General features: G+C 68.7%; 20 protein-coding genes. 9 read left to right on the forward strand and 11 right to left on the reverse strand.

Features of this window, described 5'->3' with window-relative positions; all coding sequences use genetic code 11:
• Positions 1-68: 68 nt before the first annotated feature.
• Complete coding sequence (locus tag AC07OZ_RS06745) at positions 69-533, forward strand: PA2779 family protein (protein WP_495466378.1); 465 nt, start codon at positions 69-71, stop codon at positions 531-533.
• Between the two features lie 7 nt (positions 534-540).
• Positions 541-1542 carry a PA2778 family cysteine peptidase gene (locus AC07OZ_RS06750; protein WP_495466379.1) on the forward strand — a complete coding sequence of 334 codons (1002 nt, stop codon included), beginning with the start codon at positions 541-543 and terminating at the stop codon, positions 1540-1542.
• Positions 1543-1600: 58 nt separating this feature from the next.
• On the opposite strand, the gene AC07OZ_RS06755 is transcribed toward AC07OZ_RS06750, so the two are convergent.
• A complete protein-coding gene (locus tag AC07OZ_RS06755; protein WP_495466380.1) occupies positions 1601-1858 on the reverse strand; it encodes a hypothetical protein in 258 nt (85 codons plus the stop codon).
• Between the two features lie 354 nt (positions 1859-2212).
• Between AC07OZ_RS06755 and AC07OZ_RS06760 the strand changes: the two genes are divergently transcribed.
• On the forward strand, positions 2213-3049 hold the full coding sequence (locus AC07OZ_RS06760) for a PEP-CTERM sorting domain-containing protein (protein ID WP_495466381.1): 837 nt from the start codon (positions 2213-2215) through the stop codon (positions 3047-3049).
• A 31-nt stretch (positions 3050-3080) separates the two neighbouring features.
• Complete coding sequence (locus AC07OZ_RS06765; protein ID WP_067270377.1) at positions 3081-3308, forward strand: hypothetical protein; 228 nt, start codon at positions 3081-3083, stop codon at positions 3306-3308.
• 83 nt (positions 3309-3391) lie between these two features.
• Here AC07OZ_RS06765 and AC07OZ_RS06770 read toward each other — a convergent pair whose 3' ends face one another.
• The gene (locus tag AC07OZ_RS06770; RefSeq protein ID WP_495466382.1) at positions 3392-4084 is read right to left on the reverse strand and encodes a glutathione S-transferase N-terminal domain-containing protein; all 693 of its coding nucleotides are present in this window, start codon (positions 4082-4084) and stop codon (positions 3392-3394) included.
• Positions 4085-4256: 172 nt separating this feature from the next.
• Here AC07OZ_RS06770 and AC07OZ_RS06775 point away from each other — a divergent pair, with 172 nt between their 5' ends.
• Positions 4257-4940 (forward strand): hypothetical protein, encoded by a 684-nt coding sequence (locus AC07OZ_RS06775; RefSeq protein WP_495466383.1) that lies wholly within the window; start codon positions 4257-4259, stop codon positions 4938-4940.
• Between the two features lie 157 nt (positions 4941-5097).
• Here the strand turns inward: AC07OZ_RS06775 and AC07OZ_RS06780 are convergent, their stop codons facing one another.
• On the reverse strand, positions 5098-8496 hold the full coding sequence (locus AC07OZ_RS06780) for a UvrD-helicase domain-containing protein (RefSeq protein ID WP_495466384.1): 3399 nt from the start codon (positions 8494-8496) through the stop codon (positions 5098-5100).
• Positions 8493-11333, reverse strand: a complete 2841-nt coding sequence (locus AC07OZ_RS06785; protein WP_495466385.1) for a PD-(D/E)XK nuclease family protein — start codon at positions 11331-11333, stop codon at positions 8493-8495. Before AC07OZ_RS06785 ends, AC07OZ_RS06780 begins: the two co-directional genes overlap by 4 nt.
• A 213-nt stretch (positions 11334-11546) precedes the next feature.
• Between AC07OZ_RS06785 and trxA the strand changes: the two genes are divergently transcribed.
• The 4 genes from trxA to AC07OZ_RS06805 all read left to right on the forward strand — a co-directional run bounded on the left by trxA (position 11547) and on the right by AC07OZ_RS06805 (position 15680).
• Entirely contained in the window at positions 11547-11876 is a 330-nt protein-coding gene (gene trxA, locus AC07OZ_RS06790) for a thioredoxin TrxA (RefSeq protein WP_088406647.1), read from the forward strand.
• A 236-nt stretch (positions 11877-12112) separates the two neighbouring features.
• The gene (rho, locus tag AC07OZ_RS06795) at positions 12113-13375 is read left to right on the forward strand and encodes a transcription termination factor Rho (RefSeq protein ID WP_067270357.1); all 1263 of its coding nucleotides are present in this window, start codon (positions 12113-12115) and stop codon (positions 13373-13375) included.
• Between the two features lie 140 nt (positions 13376-13515).
• The gene (locus AC07OZ_RS06800) at positions 13516-13785 is read left to right on the forward strand and encodes a type B 50S ribosomal protein L31 (protein ID WP_331614594.1); all 270 of its coding nucleotides are present in this window, start codon (positions 13516-13518) and stop codon (positions 13783-13785) included.
• A 245-nt stretch (positions 13786-14030) separates the two neighbouring features.
• Positions 14031-15680 carry a hypothetical protein gene (locus tag AC07OZ_RS06805; protein ID WP_495466386.1) on the forward strand — a complete coding sequence of 550 codons (1650 nt, stop codon included), beginning with the start codon at positions 14031-14033 and terminating at the stop codon, positions 15678-15680.
• Between the two features lie 212 nt (positions 15681-15892).
• On the opposite strand, the gene phoR is transcribed toward AC07OZ_RS06805, so the two are convergent.
• From phoR to pstS, 7 genes are all read right to left on the reverse strand, one after another.
• Positions 15893-17275: a phosphate regulon sensor histidine kinase PhoR gene (gene phoR / locus AC07OZ_RS06810; protein WP_495466387.1), complete on the reverse strand. Its 1383-nt coding sequence runs from the start codon at positions 17273-17275 to the stop codon at positions 15893-15895.
• A 10-nt stretch (positions 17276-17285) separates the two neighbouring features.
• Positions 17286-17990: a phosphate regulon transcriptional regulator PhoB gene (phoB, locus tag AC07OZ_RS06815; RefSeq protein ID WP_495466388.1), complete on the reverse strand. Its 705-nt coding sequence runs from the start codon at positions 17988-17990 to the stop codon at positions 17286-17288.
• A gap of 77 nt (positions 17991-18067) precedes the next feature.
• Positions 18068-18775, reverse strand: coding sequence for a phosphate signaling complex protein PhoU (gene phoU, locus AC07OZ_RS06820; protein ID WP_067270342.1), 708 nt, complete (start codon positions 18773-18775; stop codon positions 18068-18070).
• Positions 18776-18794: 19 nt separating this feature from the next.
• Positions 18795-19580, reverse strand: a complete 786-nt coding sequence (gene pstB / locus AC07OZ_RS06825; RefSeq protein ID WP_067270340.1) for a phosphate ABC transporter ATP-binding protein PstB — start codon at positions 19578-19580, stop codon at positions 18795-18797.
• Positions 19581-19621: 41 nt separating this feature from the next.
• Positions 19622-20482, reverse strand: a complete 861-nt coding sequence (gene pstA, locus AC07OZ_RS06830; RefSeq protein WP_495466389.1) for a phosphate ABC transporter permease PstA — start codon at positions 20480-20482, stop codon at positions 19622-19624.
• Positions 20479-21498 carry a phosphate ABC transporter permease subunit PstC gene (gene pstC, locus AC07OZ_RS06835; protein ID WP_495466390.1) on the reverse strand — a complete coding sequence of 340 codons (1020 nt, stop codon included), beginning with the start codon at positions 21496-21498 and terminating at the stop codon, positions 20479-20481. The genes pstA and pstC overlap by 4 nt, the downstream gene beginning before the upstream one ends.
• Positions 21499-21685: 187 nt before the next feature.
• Positions 21686-22720: a phosphate ABC transporter substrate-binding protein PstS gene (pstS, locus tag AC07OZ_RS06840; protein WP_495466391.1), complete on the reverse strand. Its 1035-nt coding sequence runs from the start codon at positions 22718-22720 to the stop codon at positions 21686-21688.
• Positions 22721-22840: the final 120 nt, after the last annotated feature.

A 22840-nucleotide genomic window follows, 5' to 3' on the forward strand; every position in this document is an offset into this window, starting at 1 on the left:
GTAATCGAACTTGTAACAGCTTCGCGGGGGGACCTAGGATTTCGCCATCTTCCCTTCCAGGTCCGACCATGAACCGACAAGAACAAGCTTCCCAAGCCGCTTCCGCCACCGCTTTCGCGCCCGCGACGCGCCCCTCGCTGGCCAAGCGCGCGATCGCGTCCACGCTGATCGCTTCCTGCACGCTGATGGCGCTGCCGATGCATGCGAGCGCGCAGGTCGTGCCCACCGACGCGCTGGTGCAACCGGCCACGACGGCCGGCACGGCCGCCGACAGCCGCGTCCGCGTCAACGCGTTCTTCGCCCGCGAGGACGTGCGTCTGGCGATGGTCAAGGAAGGCGTCGATGCCGCCGCCGCGCAAGCGCGCGTGGACGCGATGTCCGACGACGAGATCCGCGCGCTCGACGGCCGCATCGCCCAGGCGCCCGCTGGCGGCGATGTGCTGGGCATCATCTTCACCGTGTTCGTGATCCTGCTGATCACCGACATCCTGGGCTTCACCAAGGTCTTCCCGTTCACGCGATCGATCCGCTGAGGTCCCCATGTCGATCACGCGGTCCGTTCGGCCCTTGCAGCCCGTTCAGACAGCCGGGTCCGGCCGGTCGCTGATCCCGCTGGCCGCGCCGGTGCTGGCGCTCGCGCTGCTGCTCGGCGGTTGCGCGAGCACGCCGCCGCAGCTGCAGGCGCTGGAGCGGCAGTGGCCGGCCGATCTGCCGGCCCGCGTGGACCTGTCCGCGAAGACGCCCTTCATCGCGCAGGACGACTACGAATGCGGCCCGGCCGCGCTCGCGATGCTGCTGCGCACGGCCGGCAAGTCCGCGACGGTCGAGCAGCTGAAGCCGCAGGTCTTCCTGCCGGGCCGCAAGGGGTCGCTGCAGACGGAGATGCTGGTCGCGACGCGCCGACAGGGGCTGCCGGCCTACGTGCTGCCGCCGCGGCTGGACGCGCTGCTGACCGAGGTCGCCGCCGGACATCCGGTGATCGTGTTCCAGAACCTGTCGCTGGACATCGCGCCGGTGTGGCACTACGCCGTCGCCGTCGGGTACGACAAGCAACGCCGCACGATCCTGCTGCACAGCGGCAAGACCGCGCGGCAGGAGGTCGAGCTGCCCGTCTTCGAGCGCACCTGGGCGCGCGGCGACTACTGGGCGATGACGACGCTGCCGCCCGATCTGCTGCCGGCCTCGCTGGACGGCGCGGGCACCGGTGCGGCGCTGGCGGCGCTGGAGCGCCTCGACGCCGCCGCGGCGCGCAAGGGCTACACGGCGGCCTTGACGCGCTGGCCCGGCGAGCCCGTGCTGCTGCTGGGCGCCGGCAACACCGCCTACGCCGCGAAGGATCGCCGGACCGCGGCCCGCCACTACACGCGGCTCACGGACGTGCGGCCCGATCTGCCCGAAGGCTGGAACAACCTGGCCCAGGTGCTGATGGAGCAAGGCCAGCGCTACAAGGCCTCGCTCGCGATCGAGCGCGCGGTCGCGCTCGGCGGCCCCCGCGTGGATCAGTACAAGGCGCTGCAGAAGAAGATCACCGCGGGCATGTGAGCCGGCTGGTCTGGCCCGCCTTTCGCAACGCGCTGTCTTCTGCGTGGTCTTCTGTTGCTCAGGGACGGAAATCGATCGTCCGCTGCGCGGCCTCCAGGGCCGCGTCGGCGGCATAGCTCCACGTGTCGAAGCTGCGTTCCAGCTCGTGCCAGTAGCCGTTGAGTTCCGCCTTGCCGCCGGTCGCGGCATGAGCGGCGATCACCAGGTAACGCGCCCGGAACGGCGGCGCCTCGCCGACGACTTCGCGGACGAACCAGCGTCCGTTGTGACTCTCGACGCCGCCGACGGCGTCGGTGTGGTCTGGCTTGGCTGACATGAGGACTCCTTTTGCGTTGTGATCAGATCCGCCACCTGCTGGCAAGCAGGTGGCGCCTTCACGCCTGGGCAAGTTTCCCTCCAACCGTCGCCGGACGCCACGCAGGCCGACGGTGTTTTACCCCCGCATTACAAGGGAGGCCGGCACCCGCCCGGATGGGCGATGCGTGAAGCAACTTCCACGCCGGAAGTGTCGGGATACATTACATCCGCTGACCCATTCTCCAGGGACAGATGCCGCAAGTGCTTGAGGCACCGGGGATTCGGCCTCAATGGCTTGGATGTTGCTTTCCATTCCCGTTTCATGGCCTCCCGCCAACGACCAGAACAACGACCGTCCGAGAGAGAACCCCCGATGAAGCGCTCGCCCCTCCTTCCCCGTCTCCGCGCCACCCTCGCCGCCGCCGTCTTGTGCGCGACCGCTGCGGCCGCGCAAGCCTCGGTGCTGATCCTCGGCGCACCCGTGCAGGCGGGCGGCCTGGCCGATGTGCAGTCGAAGATCGCCGCCACCGGCGTGGTCAGCGGCGTGGTCGACGTCTTCAACGTCGCCACCGGCACCCCCACGCTCGCGATGCTGACGTCCTATGACGCCGTCCTGGTCTACAACGAAAGCGCCGCCGTACCCTTTGCCAGCGCCGTGCTGCTGGGCAACGTGCTGGCGGACTACGTGGACCTCGGCGGCGGCGTCGTCGAGGCCGGCCTGTCGCACGCGACCTCCGGATTCAAAGGCATGCAAGGCCGCTTCGTTTCCGCCAACTACGACGTCTTCAACACCAACAACAACCAGAACTCCTGCGGTGGCCTGGGCGCGGTGGTCCGAGCCGACAGCCCGCTGATGCGCGACATCACCAGCTTCAACGGCGGCGCGTCCGCCTTCTGCTACCGCCTCACGGCCAAGGCCGGCGCCGAGATCGTCGCCGACTGGAGCAACGGACAGGCGCTGGCGGGCTACCGCATGGACCACAACGGCGTGGTCGTCGGACTGAACATGTTCCCCACCTCCAGCGACGTCTGGTCCGGCGGCTGGAATCCGTCCAGCGACGGCGCGCTGCTGATGGCCAATTCGCTGGCCTTCGCCGCGGGCGAACTGCCGGAGCCGGGTTCGCTGGCGCTGCTGGGCATCGCCGCGCTGGCGGCAGGCGTGGCCGGCCGCCGCCGCACCCGCGCGATCAAGGCCGCGGCCGCGGTCTGACGGAGCCGGACCCTGAGGGATACTGCGGCGCATGTCCACGCCGCCGACCTTCAGCTTCCCCGTCCCGCCCGCCGACCTGGTGATCACCGAGGACGAGCGCGCCGCGCTCTACTTCCTCCCGCAATCGCCCGGCGGCATGCCGGTCAGCGAGGAGATGCAGCAGCGCCTGCAGGACAAGGGCCTGGCGACGGCCATCCGCGAGGACGGCCGCCGCTGGCTCACCGAGCTCGGCGACCGCGCGCGGCTGGGCAAGATCTGACCCCGTCGCCGTCGATACTGCGGCGCGGCCGATCCGGCCGCATCAGCATGCGCCGGCGCCCGGCCGGGCGGGGCCGCCGACCCTCAGCGCCGCTCGTACTGCGTCTTCCCGAACAGCACTTCGCGCGCCTTGTCGTCGACCAGCGGCCGGCGCTTTTCGGCCAGCACCTCGACGGCGCGTTCCACGGCGGGCCGCTTCGCGATCTCGTCGAACCAGCCCTTGAGGTGCGGGTGGTCCGCCATTTCCACGCCCTGGTTCTTCGCGCCGCGCAGCCACGGGAAGATCGCCATGTCCGCGATGCCGTACGCGGGCCCCGCGATGTATTTCGTGTGGGCCAGGCGCCGGTCGATCACGCCGTAGAGGCGCTTGGCCTCGTTGGTGTAGCGGTCGATGGCGTACTCGATCTTCTCGGGGGCGTACATCCGGAAGTGATGCGTCTGGCCCAGCATCGGCCCGACGCCGCCCATCTGGAACATCAGCCACTGGAGCGCCTCGTAGCGCCCGCGCGTGTCCGGCGGCAGGAACTGCCCGGTCTTGCCGGCCAGGTACAGCAGGATCGCGCCGGACTCGAACAGCGAGATCGGCTGCCCGTCCGGCCCGTCGGGATCGACGATCGCGGGGATCTTGTTGTTGGGGCTGATGGCCAGGAATTTCGCATCGAACTGGTCGCCGGCGCCGATGTCCACGGGAATCACCCGGTAAGGCAGGCGGCACTCTTCCAGCATGATGTGCACCTTGTGGCCATTGGGCGTGGGCCATGAATACACTTCGATCATCAAGCGTTCTCCGTTCGGGCGCGAGGCCCTTGTCGTCCACATGTCGATCGACCACTCCGTCGACACCGCAATGCACGGACCCCTGGCCCCGCGCGCATCGTCCCGCCTCATGGTAATCAAACAAATCAAACTGTGGTTCGCCGCCCGTGCCAACGCGGCCCGGTGGCGTCCCTTGAGCGAATGGGCCTCGGAACGCGGCGGCCAACTGCGCCAGGCCCGCGACGGGCGCGGCTTCGTCATCGACCTGCCCCGCACGCTGCCCGGGCTCACCCGCATCGAGTGGGGGCCGTCGCAGCGCAGCTACATCGACGGCTACGAGCTGCGCATGCGCTGCGAGCTCAAGATCAACCCCGACATGCAGATGATGCTCATCGAGCGCAAGCTGATGGAGCGTCTGGAAAGCAGCGTCTTCGAGGCCTACACCGACACGCTGCGCACGCGCGTGGACACGGACACGCCCGAGGAGATGCGCTGGCTGGTGATGTTCCCCAAGCACTCGCAGATGGAGTCCAAGCTCGTGCGGCAGCGCTTCGGCGCGGTGGGCATCAACCGGGAGCTGGTGATGGCCTGGCTCGACAAGGACCTGTCGGAGCGGCTGGCGCAGGCGACGCAGGACGTGCTGGTGGAGGGCAGACCCTTCGTGCTGCTGAGCCTGCGCGGCAACATCTACCTGCGCACGGCCATGCCGGAACCGTCGATGGCGGAGTTCCAGGCGCTGACGCGCGTGCTGGAAGCCGCGGCGGCCAGCGCGCAGGCGGTGCACCAGCGCCTGGGCGACGGCGGGCCGTGGCCGACGACGACCTCGGTGGCCTGGCACAGCCGGCCGTCCGAAGGGGATTACGGCTCGCCGGCCTGAGCCTGCGCACTGCCACCGCCGCTGGCCCTCACCCCTGCCCTCTCCCGCAAGCGGGAGAGGGAGTAAGAACGGCGCCAGTCGGACTCCCTCTCCCGCTTGCGGGAGAGGGCGGGGGTGAGGGCCAGCGGCCTGCGCAGTCAGCAAGCTGGCGTCGAATCTACGCGAAGAGGTCGGCCGCGCCGGCCACCGCCTCGGTGCAATCGATCAGCCGGCCCTGCCCCGTGATGAAGGCGCAGCGCACCGGTTCGCCGGGCTGCAGCGCCATCACGGCCTCGCGGTAGCGCCACAGCTGCTGGATGTACTCGGGATTGCGCTGCGGCGCCGGGTGGAGCTTGTAGTCGAGCACCCACCACGTGCGCACACCCGCGCCGTCGCTGCGGCTCACGAGCCGGTCCAGCCGCATGTCGTGGCCGCTCCAGCTGAGCGGCACCTCGTTGCCGTGCCAGTCGAGCACGGCGGCGTCGAAGAACGGCCCGCACTCCCTGCTGCCGAGGATCGCGCGCACGCTGCGCTCGAGGCGTTCGGTGCGGCGCGCGTCGAGCCCGTACATCTGCGCGGCGGCCGCCATCAGCCGTTCCAGCGGATGCGTGCCGCCCTGCGGTCCGCTGTGCCATTCGAGCACACGATGCAGCGCCTCGCCGAGCGCCGCGCTGTCGTCGACCTCGTCGGGGCTCTGGCCGACGTCGGCGCCGGCCTCCGCCACCTCGACCGGCAGCGGCTCGACACGCGGCAGCACCTTGAGGCGCGCGACGTCCTCGTCCGGCGCGGACGCGTCGTCGATCAGTTCGGGCACGGCCATCGCCTCGGCCTGCGGCTGCACCCGCGTCCACCACGTCCCCGATGAACTCTGACGTTTCGCCGGCGTGCGGCTCAGCAGCAGCCGGTGCCGCGCGCGCGTCATCGCGACATACAACGCGTTGAGTTCCTCGCGCTGGCGCTGGTCCTTCTCGTCGTCGAGCAAGGCTTGCAGCGACGGCGGGGGCTTCGCCTCCGACACGAGGAAGGCCACCGTCCGCGGCACCGCCTCCTGCACCGGCCAGGAGATCGCCAGCGCCATGCTCTCCGCACGCGCCGGGCCCGCCTCCGCGTCCATCAGGATCACGACCTTGGCCTCCAGTCCCTTGGCGCCGTGCACCGTCAGCAGCTGCACGGCATCGGGCTCGGCGGGCGCCGCCAGCTTCAGCGCGCGGCTCTTCAGCGCGCGGACGAAGCCGTACAGGCCGGCATAACGGCCGCCATCCAGCTCCAGCGCCAACGCGAGCAGCGCCTCCACCGCATGCAGCCGCGCGCGGCGCTCGCTGGCCGGCACGGCGGCCGCCAGGCGCGCCATCAGGTCGCCCTCGTGCACGATCGCGTCGAGCAGGTCATGCGGGCTGCGGAGCAGCGCCGTCGAGGCCCAGCGCGACAGCAGGCCTTGCGCGCGGCGCAATGGCTCGCTCAAGGCCTCCGGGTCCGCCTGGAGCAGCGTCTCCCACCAGGTCTTCATGACGGGACCTTCGGTCCCATCGGCCGCCGGCTCGAGGACCGGCTCGCCCAACCACTTCACCGAGCGTGACTCGGCGGCGAGCCACAACAGGTCCGCTTCGCTCGCGCCGAACAACGGACTGCGCAGCGCGTGCGCCAGCGACAGCTGATGCCCGCTCGATGCCAAGGCATCCAGCAGCGCCAGCAGGTCGCGCACATCGGGCGCGTCCAGCAGCGCCATGTCCTCGGGCGCCGCGTGCGCGATGCCCTTGCCCTTCAGGATCTGCGCGAGCACGCGCAGGCCCTCGCGCTTGCGCGCCAGCACGAAGATCTCGCCGGGCTGCGCCTCCCTCTTCGCTAGCAGATCGCCGATGCAGGCGGCGATCCGCTCGGCCTCGGCCTCGCGGCGGTGCAGCTCGGGCTCGCGCCGCGGCTCGGTCAGGCTAGGACGCCAGGCGCCCTCCTCCCGCCCCGTCCCGGAGGCTTCGTCATCGGAGGCCTCATCGCCGTCGATGAAGAAGACACCATCGAGCGGATCGCCGCCGCCGGACTCCGTCGTGTGCGGGCGGAAGCCGCTGTACTGCTGCGACAGGCTTGCCGATTCGAAGACGGCGTTGACCGCCGCCAGCACCGGCACCGAGTTGCGCCGCGTGTGGTCGCAGGCCAGCAGCACGCCGTCCAGTCCTTCGCGCACGAAATCGCGCGCCGCCGCGAAGACACGCGGCTCGGCGCGGCGGAAGCGGTAGATGCTCTGCTTCGGGTCTCCGACGATGAACACCGACGGCGGCCGCTGACCGCTGGCGCCGCCGCCCGCGCCGACGTACCCCGACAGCCAGGCATGCAGCGCGTGCCATTGCAGCGGGCTGGTGTCCTGGAACTCGTCGATCAGCAGGTGCCGGACCTGGCTGTCGAGCCGCTCCTGCACCCAGCCCGACAGGTCCACGTCGCCAAGCAGCGCCAGCGCGCCGCGCTCCAGGTCGTTCATGTCGACGATGCCGCGCTCGCGCTTGAGCCGGTCGAACGCGTCCAGCAGCGTCAGCGCCAGCGCGCACATCTGCTGGTGCCACAGGCGCGCGCGGTCCTGGTCGATCGCCAGCAGCAGCCGCTGCAGGCGGTCCGACGCTGCCGACAGCGCGGGCGATTCACCCAGGTTCTTGCGCAGCGATCCTTCCGCCGTGAACAGCGCCTGGCGCACACCGGCGAGCGCGTCTGCGTCGGCCAGCTGCAGCGCCTGCTCGATGGCGGCCGCGCACTTCTTCGGCGTGACCTTGGTCGACTGGCCGAGTTCGATCGCGAGCGTCTGCAGCTCGTCGCGCATCGTCGCGAAAGCCTCGATGGGATCGGCGAACGCGGCGAGCTCGGGCACGACCTCGGCCGCCGTGGGCATGCTGTCCATCAGCCGGCCATGCGTGTGAGCGAGGCGCAACTCCACGCGCTTGTCGAACGCCGACGTCAGCCAGTCCTGCAGCTTGTTGCGGCCGTGGATCAGGCTCAGGTCACGGTAGATGGCGAGCAGCGCCTCGTCCTCGAGCACGGCGGCGTGGAATCGCTGCCAGAGCTCGGGCATCAGGTCGCTTTCATCCTCCAGCAGCTGAAGCTCCGGCGACAGGCCCTGCGCGCGCAGCAGTTCCAGCGGCGCCGCACGCAGCAGCTGCGAGAACCAGGCGTGGAAGGTGCGGATCTCCACGGGACGCGCGTCCCGCAGCAGCCGCTGCTGCAGCGTGGCCAGGCGCGGCGCGAGCTCGACGGCCTGCGCCTGCGGCAGCCCGCGCTGGCGCAAGGCGAGCACGCGGCCCGCGTCGTCGCAGTGGGCGAACTCGTGCAGCCACTCTTTCAGGCGTGCTCGCATCTCGCCGGCGGCCTTGCGGGTGAAGGTGATCGCGACGATGTCCTGCGGCCGCGCCCCGTCCAGCAGCGCGCGCAGGATGCGCGAGACCAGCATCCAGGTCTTGCCCGCGCCGGCGCAGGCCTCCACGACGACGCTGCGCGCCGGGTCGCAGGCCAGTTCGTAGAAGCGCTCGCGCGCGACCGGCGCGCCGTCGAGGGTGTAGGCGGCGGCGTTCATCGGGGTGCTGTTCGTCGGCGCGGTCACGGCGCGGCTCCATCCCAATCGTCGCGGCGGCACAGGCCGCGCATCTCGCAGTAGGCGCAGGCGACGCCCTCGCCCAAAGCCCGCAGCGGGTCGCCGACGTGGATCGCCATCAGGTCCTGGCGCAAGCCGTCGAGCATCACGGCCGCCGTCTCTTCCACATGCTCGTGCTCGATCTGGGCAATGCCCTTGGCGTCGTCCAGGGCCAGGTATTGCGCACGCAGCGGGCCAGCAACCTGGTCGTGCGACTGGCCGAAGCCCATGAGCACGGCGTAGACGGAGAGCTGCGTGTCTTCGAGCGGATTCGCGACCTTGTCCTTCAGGCCCTTGAGGCTGCCGGTCTTGTAGTCGATGAGCAGCTGGCCATCGGCCGCGTCGTCGATCCGGTCGATGCGCCCGAGCAGCGCGAGCTCCGCGAGCGCGGGCTCGATCTGCGCCCACGGCCAGACGCGGCGGTCGACCTCGCCGCGTTCGAAGCTTTGACCATCGGCTTCGCGCTCAGACAGCCAGCCGAGGTAGGTCGGCACGAAACGCGCGAAGCTCGCCGAATACGGCAGGAACTCCGCCGGCGCCAGGCCGAGTTCGCGCATCTGGTCCTGAGCGGCGCGTTGCAGCCGCGCTTCATCGTCGAGATGCGGATCGCGGCCCTCCACGCGCTCGGTGTGGAACTGGTGCAGCACCGCATGCAGCCACGTGCCGTAGTCGCGCTTGTCGGCCTGGACGTCGAGCTCACCGGCCTCGCGCAGGCCCAGCAGCACGCGGGCGAAGAACTGGTACGGACACTGGCGCAGCGACTCCACCGCGCTCGCACTCAACGCCGATGGCAGACGGCCTTCCGCATGCGCAGCGGCGCGGTCGACATGCGCCGCAGGCACGCTCGCCTCGATGCGCGGATCGTGCCAATGCGGCAGCGCATGACCGGCCGCCTGCAGCGCGAGATCGAGCCGGTCCACCAGCGGACTCGCCGCCAGCGGCTCGCTGCCCAGGTGCCCGCGGCGCAGCAGCGTCACGGCCGGCGCGCGCAGCAGCTGCGCGAACTGCCAGGCCAGCGCCTGGCGCTTGCCTTCGACGGTCGGCAGGCCGATCTCCCGCGCGAAGGTGTCGCCGATCAGCACCGGCCCCGGCGGGACCGGCCCCAGTGTCGCGGCGTCCGCGCCCGGCAGCACGATCGCGCCGAACGGACGCAGCATCGTCCGCGCCAGCGGCGTGATCATGATCTGCAGGCCGCCTTCGAGCGGCGGCTTGTATTCGCCGGCCTCGAGCGTCTGCGAGACCCAGTCGACGAATTCAGAGGCGCTCAGTTGCGCGCCTCGCAGGACTGCTTCGTGACCGGAACCCGGCCAGGGCGTCTTGCTCAGCCAGAGCGCTTCAAGCACTTGAGGACCGCCGGCAGGCTGGCGCTTGAGCTGCTCGTCGGCACCCAGTTGCTGGAGCGTTTGTCCCAGCGCGGCGATCCATGCGTCGAGCGGCTGCGCGCCGCGCAGTTGCAACGGCACCAGCGCCTCGCGCGCCGCTTCCCAGAGCCGCTCTCTGCCCGGCGGCAGGCGATCCGCACGCACCGCCTGCGGCACGGACCAGCCGCGTCGGCGGCAGTGCGCTTCCAGCGCACTCAGCGAGGCGCTGCCGCCCTTCTCTCGCAGCGACGCGGCCAGCGGCGTCTTCAACCAGGCCAGCCAGTCGTCGACCGTCGCCTCGCGGCGGGCAGCGCGCAGCATCGCCATCAACTGAGCGGCAGGCGCCGTCGTCGCGAGGGTCCAGCCGGTCTCGTCCTGGATGCCTAGTCCCTGGCGTTCCAGCAAGGCGCGCACGCGGCGCAGCAGCACGCGGTCCTGCGCGATCAGCGCGACCGGCGCGCGGCCCGCCTGCAGGTGATCGAGCACGGAGGCGGCGCTGCATTGCGCCAGGTCTTCGAAGTCGTCGCACACGGCCTGCTCGATCCGGCCGACCGGCGCGCCGCCGTCGAAGGCTGCGTCCAACGGCAAATCGGCATTCAGGCGCAGGCAGGGAACGCCGGCGGCTTCCGCGCTCGCGAGCAACGCCTCGGCAAGCGGATCCGGCCCGCCGCACTGCAGGTGCAGCCAGGCGCTGGGGCGCAGCGCGAAGAGCGCATCGGTCGCCGGCGCGCGCGGGTCGGCCGCGGCCCATTCGAGCGCGACCGCCAGCAGCGCGCGCTCCAGATGCCCCACGCCGCTCTGCAGCGCGAGTGCCTGGCGGCCCTGCTCCCAGAACTCGCCTCGATGCGCCGGATCGCGCAGCGCGGCAGCGCGGGCGAGCGCATGCGCGGCTTCGACGAGCCGCTGCACTGCAGCGTCATAGGCGCGAGGATCCTCCTTGCGCAGGGCCTCGGCCCAGCTCTGGCCGCGCATCAGCGCGCGCGCGGCCAGCGCATCGATCGCGGCATCGCCGGTCAGCTGGTCCGCCTGCGGCAGCGCACTGGGCCCCAGCGCCGATGCCAGGCTGTGCGTCGTCTCGATGCGCGGCTGCCAGCGCGACAGCTTCATCCACGCGCGCCGCGCCGGCGCCAGGTGTTGCGCGAATGGCAGCAGCAGCACCGCGTCGCGTGCGGACAGCCCGCGGGACTCCAGCCAGTCGGAAGCCCGGCGGGTGACGCCGTCCCAGATCGCCGCGCTGGTGTGGGCCGGCGACAACGGAAAGTCGAGCGCCGACGGCGCAACGTCGACCGGCGACACGGGTGCGCCAACCGGCGGCGGGGACGTCATCGAGGGCGGCGGCGTGATCGACAAGGCGGTGATGCTGGCGGTGACGGTGGTGACAGGGGCGGCGATCGAGGCGGAGGCGGGCCGGAGGGACCGGAAAGGTCCACCGTAGATTCCGCGCATCGCGACGATAGCGAAATCCAAGGCCCGCGCCCCTTGAGATGCGACCTGCGCACCGTCATGTCGAGGGAGCGCCTACTCGGGCCGAGGTTTCCGGGCTTGTGTGAGAATCGTCGCACCCTGCAGACCTGGGCCCTCGGGGCGACGCATTGTCGCCCGGCCGGCCGCCCGACCGAGGCACCCGCCCGGCAGGGACACCACGCAAGGATCATCTCCATGAGCAGCGAACAGATCAAACACATCTCCGACGCCTCGTTCGACAGCGACGTCATCCAGTCCGACAAACCCGTGCTGGTCGATTACTGGGCCGAGTGGTGCGGCCCCTGCAAGATGATCGCCCCCATCCTGGACGAAGTCGCCAAGGACTACGGCGACCGCCTGCAGATCGCCAAGCTGAACGTCGACGACAACCGCGAAGTGCCGGCCAAGTTCGGCATCCGCGGCATCCCGACCCTGATGCTGTTCAAGGGCGGCCAGCTCGCCGCGACCAAGGTCGGCGCGTTGTCCAAGGCCCAGTTGACGTCCTTCCTGGACGCCAACCTATAATGATTCCATTCGTCGGGGCCCACGCGGCTCCGGCGAACAACTTGCCACCACGCCCTCCCGGGCAAAACGGCGTCCTCGGACGCCGTCGACCTTCCGGGTGAGCGCGTGGACTCGGCGCCCAAGTCTCCACGCTTTCCTCAAGTCCGCCGCAACGCGGATGCGCGTCCCTTGGGCTCGCCGTTGTTTGTGTCTCTGGCCTTGGCAGGCTCTGGACGACAGACCGGGTCAAACCCCCCATGCATCTTTCTGAACTGAAGGCGCTTCACGTCTCCGCCCTGATCCAGATGGGCGAAGAGCTGGAGATCGACAACGTCGCCCGCCTGCGCAAGCAGGAGCTGATGTTCGCGATCATGAAAAAGCGCGCCAAGGCCGGCGAGCAGGTGTTCGGCGACGGCGTGCTGGAAGTACTTCCAGACGGCTTCGGCTTCCTGCGCTCGCCCGAGGCCAGCTACATGGCCTCGACGGACGACATCTACCTGTCCCCGAGCCAGATCCGCCGCTTCAACCTGCACACCGGCGACATGGTCGAAGGCGAAGTGCGCGTGCCCAAGGACGGCGAGCGCTACTTCGCGCTGGTCAAGGTGGACCGCGTCAACGGCCTGACGCCGGAGGAGTCCAAGCACAAGATCATGTTCGAGAACTTGACGCCGCTCTTCCCGAAGGAGCAGTTCAAGCTCGAGCGCGACATCCGCGGCGACGACAACATCACCAGCCGGATCATCGACCTGATCGCCCCGCTGGGCAAAGGCCAGCGCGCATTGCTCGTCGCCCCGCCCAAGTCGGGCAAGACGATGATGATGCAGCATCTGGCGCACTCGATCGCGGCCAACTATCCCGACGCCCACCTGATGGTGCTGCTGGTGGACGAACGCCCCGAGGAAGTGACCGAGATGCAGCGCACGGTGCGCGGCGAGGTCATCAGCTCCACCTTCGATGAACCGGCCGCGCGCCACGTGCAGGTCGCGGAAATGGTCATCGAGCGCGCCAAGCGCCTGGTGGAACTGCGCAAGGACGTGATCATCCTGCTGGACTCGATCACCCGCCTGGCCCGCGCCTACAACAACGTGCTGCCCAGCTCCGGCAAGGTGCTGACCGGCGGCGTGGACGCCAACGCGCTGCAGCGCCCGAAGCGCTTCTTCGGCGCCGCGCGCAACATCGAGGAAGGCGGCTCGCTGACCATCATCGGCACCGCGCTGGTGGACACCGGCTCCAAGATGGACGAGGTGATCTACGAAGAGTTCAAGGGCACCGGCAACTGCGAAATCCATCTGGACCGTCGCATGGCCGAGAAGCGCGTCTATCCGTCGATCCTGCTGAACAAGTCGGGCACCCGCCGCGAAGAGCTGCTACTCAAGCCGGAGATCCTCCAGAAGGCCTGGATCCTGCGCAAGCTGCTCTACCCGATGGACGAGATCGAGGCGATGGAGTTCATCCTCGACAAGATGAAGTCCTCGAAGAACAACCACGATTTCTTCGACATGATGAGACGCGGCGGCTGATCTCGGCCCCCTCTCTGGACTTCACGGAAGCCGCCCCTGGGCGGCTTCTCTCATTTCAGCTATACTCCGCGTTTTTCCGCTGTCGACAAGTGCGCTGCAAGGGGCAGTGTGGCTGGCGGCACCGCAGCGAGGATTTTCAAATGGCCAAAGAAGGCATTCACCCCAACTATCGCGACGTGGTCTTCGTGGACCAGTCCAATGGTTCCCAGTTCGTGATCCGTTCGACGGTGCAGACGAAGGAAACGATCAAGCTGGACGACGGCCGCGAACTGCCGCTGGTCAAGCTGGAAACCTCCAGCGAATCGCACCCGTTCTACACGGGCACGCAGAAGAGCATCGACAGCCTGGGCGGTCGTGTCGAGAAGTTCCGCAACAAGTTTGCGAACCTGCGCCCCGGCGCCAAGGCCTGAGCAGCCCTCCCCGACCGGGCCTGATCCGGTCACCGCAAAAAGGCAGCCGCTCCGGCTGCCTTTTTTCATGGCCGCGGCGGAATCCGCCGCATCCCCCTGCGCCATGACGTCCGCGCCACGTCGTCGCGTCGGGGGACAGGGCTTCGCCCGCCTTTACCGCACGCTGTCAGGAGACTCGTTCTGAGGCCGGCGAAGCTGCGGCATGATGCGCACCGGCATCCACAACGACAACGAGACAGACGCGCATGAATCTGCCCACCCCGGCCGTCGTGGCCGAGCGCAGCACGCACCCGATCCCGCGCTGGGCCCTGCTGCTGCTGTGCGCCGCCTACGTGCTGCCCGGCCTGTTCGGCCGCGACCCCTGGCGCAATGCCGACCTCACCGCCTTCGGTTTCATCGCCAGCATCGCGCAGGGCCACGCCCCCTGGCTGCAACCGGCGATCGCCGGCCTGCCCGCGGATGGCGGACTGCTGCCGTACTGGGTCGGCGCGCTGGGCGTCAAGCTGCTGCCCTTCCTCGATCCCTCCGTCGCCGCGCGGATCCCGTTCGGCTTGATGCTGGCCGCCGTGCTGGCGCTGGCCTGGTACAGCTGCCTGCACCTGGCGCGTACCGAAGCCGCACAGCCGGTCGCCTTCGCCTTCGGTGGCGAGGCCCACGCGGTCGACTACGCCCGCGCCATGGCGGACGGCTGCCTGCTCGCGCTGATCGCCAGCCTGGGCTTGCTGCGCCTGGGCCACGAGATCACGCCGGAGATCCTCCAGCTACTCGGCATCACGCTGTTCGTCTACAGCCTCGCAGCGCTGCCCTTCCGCGCCTGGAAGGCCCGCACGGCGATGCTGGTGGCGTTGCCGGTGCTCGCCACCAGCGGCGCGCCTGTCGTCGCGCTGGCACTGGCCGTCGGCGCGCTGTGGCTCTGCTTCCGCTCCACCTACGAGGATGCCCGCAAGTTCCTGCCCTGGATCCTGGCGGCCATGGTCCTGGCCGCGCTGGTCGCCTGGCCGATGCATGGCTGGGCCTGGCGCGTGAAGGCCAGCGAACGCAGCGTGCTGGACTGGCTCCGCCTGCTGGGCTGGTTCTGCTGGCCGGCCTGGCCGCTGGCGGCCTGGTCGCTGTGGCGCTGGCGCTCGCACCTGATGCGCCGCCATGTGTCGGTCCCGCTGCTGGCTTCGCTGGTGCCCTTGCTGACCAGCCTGCTGATGGGCGCCGACGACCGCGCCATGCTGCTCGCGCTGCCGCCGCTCGCGGTGCTGGCGAGCTTCGCGCTGCCGACCTTCCAGCGCAGCGCGAGTGCCCTGCTCGACTGGTTCTCGGTCTTTTTCTTCACCGTCGGCGCCATCTTCCTGTGGCTGTACTACATGGCGCTGCAGATCGGCTGGCCGGCGAAGCTCCTGGCCAACGTCCGCAAACTGGCGCAGGGCTACGAGCCGCAATTCAGCCTGCTGACCTTCGTGGTGGCCGTGCTGGGCACGCTGGCCTGGCTGTGGCTGGTGCGCTGGCGCACCGCACGACATCGCCACGCACTCTGGAAAAGCCTCGCGCTGCCGGCCGGCGGCGTTGCACTGGCCTGGCTGCTGGCGATGACGCTGGGCCTGCACACGCTGAACTACGCGCGCAGCAACAAGCCGCTGATCGAGCGCATCGCTGCACACGTGCCGGCGAACGTCGAGTGCATCGCCGCTCCCAACGTGCCGACCCATGCCCTGGCGGCGCTGGAGTTCCAGGGCCACTGGAAGGTTGACGCGACGCAAGGGCTCGACCGCACCAACTGTCCCATCGCGATCACGGTGCAGGCTGAGAACACGCCGATGCCGCCGAGTGGCTGGCGCGTGCTCGGCGTGGTCCGTCGCCCGACGGACCGTTTCGGTACCTACCTGGTGATGCAGAAGGATCGTTGATCCAATACTCACCGCACGCGCCCCTCTGTCAGGAATCGATTCAGTCCCCGGTCCCAGACCGTGAAAGTGCTGGGTGGTTCGGGGACGGGGGTGCTTGAGGTTTTGCCGCTCGCCGGCAAGGCCTCATGCACCCGCGGCCAGGCGCGCCGATCTTCCGAAAGCAAGAAGGGCTCCGAACGGAGCCCTTCATTTCGTGAGCGCCTGAGCCGCCGTCAGAGATCGTCGTCGCCACCTGCCAGCGCAGCTGGCGCCGCCTCGTCGCCCATGGCCGACGCATCGACGACGCGCACGCGCGCCGCGGGGAACAGCAACCTGAACTTGGAACCCTTGCCGGGTTCGCTCTCGATGCGCAGCTCACCGCCGTGGCGCTGCACGACGTGCTTGACGATCGACAGCCCCAGCCCCGTACCGCCGGTGTCGCGCGAGCGGCTGCCGTCGACGCGATAGAAGCGTTCGGTCAGCCGCGGCAGGTGTTCGCGCGCGATGCCGGGCCCGTTGTCGATGACCGAGATCTCGCCACCGTTGTCCGGCAGCCAGCGCCATTGCAATTCGATGCGCCCGCCTTCGGGGGTGTAGCGCACCGCGTTGCTCACCAGATTGGCGATGGAGCTGAGGATCTCTGTCTCGACGCCCGCGAGCTCGACGCCCGTATGACGTTCGCAGACCAGCTCGTGCCGACCGTTCGACAGCGCCTGCGCATCCGCACCGACGCGCTGCAGCAGCGGATCCAGCGAGATCCAGTGATCCGCGCCCGGCCGCGGGCTGCCTTCGAGCTGCGCCAGCGTCAGCAGATCGCCGACCAGCGTCTGCATCCGCGTCGTCTGCTGCTGCATGAGGTGCAGCACCCGCTTGCGTTCGGCCTCGGTGAGCTGCAGGCTGGCCATCGTCTCGATGAAGCCCGCCAGCACCGTCAACGGCGTGCGGATCTCGTGCGAGACGTTGGCGACGAAGTCGCGCCGCATCGCCTCGTTGCGCTCGCGGTCGGTGACGTCCAGCGACAGCACCAGCTTGCGCGACTCCCCGCCGACGCCGTAATCGCGCACCAGCACCTGCAGCGTCGACTTCGCTCGGGTGTTGGTCAGCGTCAGCGGTTGCTGGAAGTTGCCGTTCTGGAGATAGGAGACGAAAGCCGGATAACGGACCAGGTTGGTGATGCGCTGCAGCTTGTCGCGCTGCGGATCCAGCGAGAAATGGTCGCCGGCGACGACGTTGCACCACTGGATGTGGTCCTGCCCGTCGAGCAGGATCACGCCGTTGGGCGAGGCCTCGATCGCGAGCAGGAACTGTTCGAGCTGCTGGCGTTCGCGCTCATAGCGGCGCTCGCGGTCGCGCAGGCCGCGCTCGACGCGGTAGGCCATCTCGCCCCACAGGCCGCCGACGCGCGGCGCATCGTCGTTCTGGTCGCCGCGCAGCCAGTGCACGAGCCGGTGCGCCCGGGCCGCGTCCCAGACCGCCATCAGGACGACGGCCGTCGCCGCGGCCAACGCCGCGGCCAGGTGCGGCATCCCCGTCCACTCGCCCAGCCAGTACCCCAAGCCGCCCGCGACACCCGTGCCCAGCACCAGCATCAAGACGCGAGAGAACATCCACGCCATGGATGCGCCCTCAGGCCGACAGGGCGCTGCTGCTCTGCTGGGTCAGCCGGTAGCCGGCACCCCGAACGGTTTCGATCATGCGCGCGCAGTTGACCTTCTCGAGCGCCTCGCGCAGGCGCTTGACGTGGACGTCGACGGTGCGTTCCTCGATGAACACGTGGTCGCCCCAGACGCGGTCCAGCAGCTGCGAGCGGCTGTGCACACGCTCCGGGTGCGTCATGAAGAAGTGCAGCAGGCGGAACTCGGTCGGACCGAGCTTCACTTCGACGCCCTCGCGGCTGACGCGGCGGGTGCCGGGATCCAGCACCAGGCCGCCGACCTCGACGGCCGTGTCCAGCGCCTCGGGCGCCTTGCGGCGCAGCACCGCGCGGATGCGCGCCAGCAGCTCGTTCGTCGAGAACGGCTTGGTCAGGTAGTCGTCCGCGCCGGCATCCAGGCCGGACACCTTGTCGACCTCTTCCGCGCGCGCCGTCAGCAGGATGATGGGGAGCTCGCGGGTGCGGGTGGCTCCGCGCCATTGACGCGCCAGCGCCAGGCCGGTCTGGCCCGGCAGCATCCAGTCGAGCACGACCAGATCGGGCAGCACGCGGTCCACTTCCAGCTGGGCCTGTTCGGCATTGCCGGCCAGCGTGACCTCGTAACCGGCGTGGCGCAGGTTGATGGAGATCAGCTCGGCGATGGCGGATTCGTCCTCGACGACCAGGATGCGACTCATGCGGGGTAACTCCTCTTATTGGGTCCCGCCGGCGTGCCCGTGGCGGGCGGACCGGACGGGATGATCGCGATCGGTGCTCAGCGCACCATGTTCTCGACGGCGTCTGGCGAGTTGTGGCGGACGTCGGTGCCCTTGACCACGTAGATGATGACTTCGGCCAGGTTCTTGGCGTGATCGCCGACGCGCTCGATCGCCTTGGCGACGAACACGAGGTCGATCGACGACGAGATGGTGCGCGGGTCTTCCATCATGTAGGTGATGAGCTTGCGCATCAGGCCGTCGAACTCCTTGTCGATCTGGTCGTCGGCCTTCAGCACTTCCAGCGCGCGGTCCACGTCCAGGCGCGCGAACGCGTCCAGCGCCTTGCGCAGCTGCGCGGTGGCCAGTTCGGCTTCGTACGACAGGTCCGACATCGGCAGGCGCAGACGGCTGGACACGCCGGTGTTGATCAGGCGCTGCACGGTGCGGGCGATGCGGGCAGCCTCGTCGCCGACGCGCTCGAGGTTGGCGATCGTCTTGGACACGGCGATCAGCAGGCGCAGGTCGCGCGCGGTCGGCTGGCGGCGGGCGATAATCGTCGACAGGTCGCGATCGATCTCGATCTCCATCGTGTTGACGATCTCTTCCTGCTTGAGCACGTGGCTGGCGATGTCGCCGCTGAAGCTGCCCAGCGCCTCGACGGCCTGCGCCACCTGCGATTCCACCAGGCCGCCCATCTCGAGGACGCGCGTGGAGATGCCGCTCAGCTCGGCGTCGAATTGGGTAGAGAGATGCTTGTCGGTCATGGTGTGTGCTCCCCGTTGATCAGCCGAAACGACCCGTGATGTAGTCTTCCGTGTCCTTGCGCTTGGGCTTCATGAAGAGCTCCGCGGTCGGTCCGAATTCGATCAGGTCGCCCAGGTACATGTAGGCGGTGTAGTCGGAGCAGCGTGCCGCCTGCTGCATGTTGTGGGTCACGATCGCGACCGTGTAGTCGTGCTTGAGCTCATGGATGAGCTCCTCGATCTTGCCGGTCGAGATCGGGTCCAGCGCCGAGCACGGTTCGTCCAGCAGCAGGACTTCCGGCTTGATGGCGATGCCGCGCGCGATGCACAGGCGCTGCTGCTGGCCGCCCGACAGGCCCGAACCGCTCTGGTTCAGCTTGTCCTTGACCTCGTTCCACAGCGCGGCCTTCTTCAGCGCCCATTCGACGCGTTCGTCCATCTCGACGCGCGACAGCGTCTCGAACAGGCGCACGCCGAAGGCGATGTTGTCGTAGATCGACATCGGGAACGGCGTCGGCTTCTGGAACACCATGCCGACCTTGGCACGGATCAGCGACACGTCTTCCTTGCTGGTGAGGATGTCCTCGCCGTCCAGCAGGATCTGGCCTTCGGCGCGCTGTTCCGGATAGAGCTGGAACATGCGGTTCAGCGTGCGCAGCAGCGTGGACTTGCCGCAACCCGACGGACCGATGAACGCGGTCACCTTGTTCTCGGGGATGTCCAGGTTGATGTTCTTCAGCGCGTGGAAGCTGCCGTAGTAGAAGTTCAGGTTCTTCACCGAGAGCTTCGCCTTCTCGGTCACCGGCATGTCGACTTTGACGTCCATGTTGTTTCTCGATTCGTTGGATTCGTGGACCGGGGTTCGGCTCAATGCTTCTGCTTGAAGGCGAAGCGCGCGAGGATGTTCAGGAGCAGCACGCCGATCGTGATGATGAACACCGCCGCCCAGGCGAGCTTCTGCCAGTTCTGGTACGGGCTCATGGCGAAGTCGAAGATCACCTTCGGCAGGTTGGCCATCGGACCGGACAGGTTGGTCGACCAGAAGCGGTTGTTGAAGGCCGTCAGCAGCAGCGGCGCGGTTTCGCCGGAGACGCGGGCCAGGGCCAGCAGCACGCCGGTCAGGACACCGGCGCGGGCGGCCTTCAGCGTCACGGTCATGATGACCTTCCACTTCGGCGTGCCGAGCGCGTAGGCGGCCTCGCGCAGCGCGCCGGGCACCAGGTTCAGCATGTTCTCCGTCGTGCGGATCACCACCGGGATCACGATCAGCGCCAGCGCCATCACGCCGGCCCAGCCCGAGAAGCCCTTGAACCGCAGCACGATCAGGCTGTACACGAACAGGCCGATCACGATCGACGGGGCCGACAGCAGGATGTCGTTGATGAAGCGGACGCTGTTGCCCAGCCAGGTCTTCTGGCCGTACTCGGCCAGGTAGACCCCCGCGAGCACCCCGATGGGGGTGCCGACGAGGGTGGCCAGGGCCACCATCAGCGCGGAGCCGAAGATCGCATTGGCCAGGCCGCCGTCGTCCGTGTTCGGCGGCGGCGTCATCTGGGTGAAGGTGGCCCAGTTCAGGCCGCCTATGCCCTGCGTGATGGTTTCGAAGAGGATCCAGATCAGCCAGATCAGACCCATCGACATCGCCGCAAGCGACAGCGTCAGCGCGATGATGTTGACACGGCGACGCTTGTGGTACATCGCCATGCGGTCGGCGGTGGTGGCGCTCATGTGCGGGTCCCTTCGTTCTTCTTGAGCTTGTTGAGCAGGACCTTGGAGAACGCCAGCACCACGAAGGTGATGAAGAACAGGACCAGGGCCAGGTACAGCAGCGAAGCCTGATGCAGGCTGCCGGGACCGGATTCGCCGAACTCGTTGGCCAGCACCGAGGTGATCGTGTTGGCGGCCTCGAACAGCGACAGCGAGCTCAGCTGGTTCATGTTGCCGATCACGAAGGTGACGGCCATGGTCTCGCCCAGCGCGCGACCCAGGCCCAGCATGATGCCGCCGATCACACCGGTCTTGGTGTACGGCAGCACGACCTTCCAGACCACCTCCCAGGTGGTCGAACCCAGGCCGTAGGCGGACTCCTTGAGCATCGCGGGCGTGACCTCGAAGACGTCACGCATCACCGAGGCGATGAACGGGATGATCATGATGGCCAGGATGATGCCGGCCGACAGGATGCCCAGGCCCACCGGCGGGCCCGAGACCAGCCCGCCCAGGACCGGCACGCCGGTGAGCAGGGTCTGCAGCGGCGTCTGCACGTAGGTGGCCAGCAGCGGGCCGAACACGAACAGGCCCCACATGCCGTAGACGATCGACGGCACGGCGGCCAGCAGTTCGATCGCGATGCCCAGCGGGCGGCGCAGCCAGCCCGGGGCGAGTTCCGTCAGGAACAGCGCGATGCCGAAGCTCACCGGAACGGCGATCAGCAGCGCGATGAGCGAGGTCATCAGCGTGCCGTAGATCATCACGAGCCCGCCGAACTTCTCCTGCACCGGGTCCCAGTCCGTGGACACGAGGAAGCCGAGGCCGAACTGCTTGATCGCGGGCGCGGCGCCCACCAGCAGCGAGCCGATGATGCCGACCAGCAGCGCCAGCGTGACCCAGGCTGCGGCATGCGTCAGCAGCGAGAACACCGTGTCGGCCCAGGGCGCGACGCGGCGGCGCTGCGGCGGACGGCCGTCCGGCTTCGCGCGCTCCTGGCCTCGATCGAGGGAATTGGCTGGAAGTATTGCGGCCACGGGGCCTCCGCTGAAATGTTTGGAATCTTGCGCGCCGCCCGCCCCCTCCGGCCGGTCCGACGCGTCCGTCACGACGTCTGTGTCGAGATCTTCTTCTGGCGCCCTTGCACCCTCGCGCCTCAACTCGTCTTGGACGAAAGCCCGGTGTCCCGCAACAGGAGCACCGGGCCGATCCGTCAGACGACGATCACTTGAAGCTGACCGCCTTGCCCGCGGTGTCCTTCACCTGACCGGTCCACTGCTTGCGGACCAGTTCCTTCACGGCAGCCGGCAGCGGGACGTAGTCCAGTTCGTCGGCGATCTTGTCGCCCTGGGTGTAGGCCCAGTCGAAGAACTTCAGCGACGCGGCGGCCTGGGCCGGCTTGTCCTGGGCGGCATGCATCAGGATGAAGGTGGCGCCGGTGATGGGCCAGCTGTCCTTGCCAGCCTGCTCGGTCAGCACCTGGTAGAACGACTGTTCCCACTTGGCACCGGCGGCGGCGGCCTTGAAGGCGTCGTCGCTCGGGCTGACGAAGGCGCCGCTGGCGTTCTTCAGCAGCACGTAGGTCATCTTGTTCTGCTTGGCGTAGGCGTATTCGACGTAGCCGATGGAGTTCGGCAGACGCGTCACGAAGGCCGACACGCCCTCGTTGCCCTTGCCGCCGGCGCCCGTCGGCCAGTTCACGGCGGTGCCTTCACCGACCTTGTCCTTCCACTCGGTGTTGACCTTGGACAGGTAGTTCGTGAACAGGAAGCTGGTGCCCGAACCGTCGGCGCGGCGGACCACGGCGATGGCGGCGTCCGGCAGCGCGACACCCGAGTTCAGGGCGGCGATGGCGGGGTCATTCCACTTCGTAATCTTGCCCAGGTAGATGTCGCCCAGGACCTTGCCGTCCAGCTTCAGCTGACCTGCGTTGATGCCCTTGACGTTGATCACCGGCACCACGCCGCCGATCACCGTGGGGAACTGGACCAGGCCGTCCTTGGCCAGCTGGTCGTCCTTCAGGGGCGCGTCGGAGGCGCCGAAGTCGACGGTCTTGGCCTGGATCTGCTTGATGCCGGCGCCGGAACCGACCGACTGATAGTTGATGCGGACACCGGTGGCCTTGTTGTAGGCGTCGGCCCACTTGGCGTACACGGGGGCCGGGAACGAAGCACCCGCACCGGTCACCTCTTGAGCATGGGCCGCGGAGAACATCGCGGCGCACGCGGCGAACAGCAGGCCAGCACGCAGTTGATTCATGATCATTCAGTCCTATCGCTTGGGTTGGTTGGCGAACGGAGCGGATGCTATGACCTCAATGTGACACATCCGTGACGCCACCCAGGAACCGGAAAAATGTCGTTACACACAGCGCCCAGA

This window comes from Roseateles sp. GW821-FHT09G03, assembly GCF_059416045.1.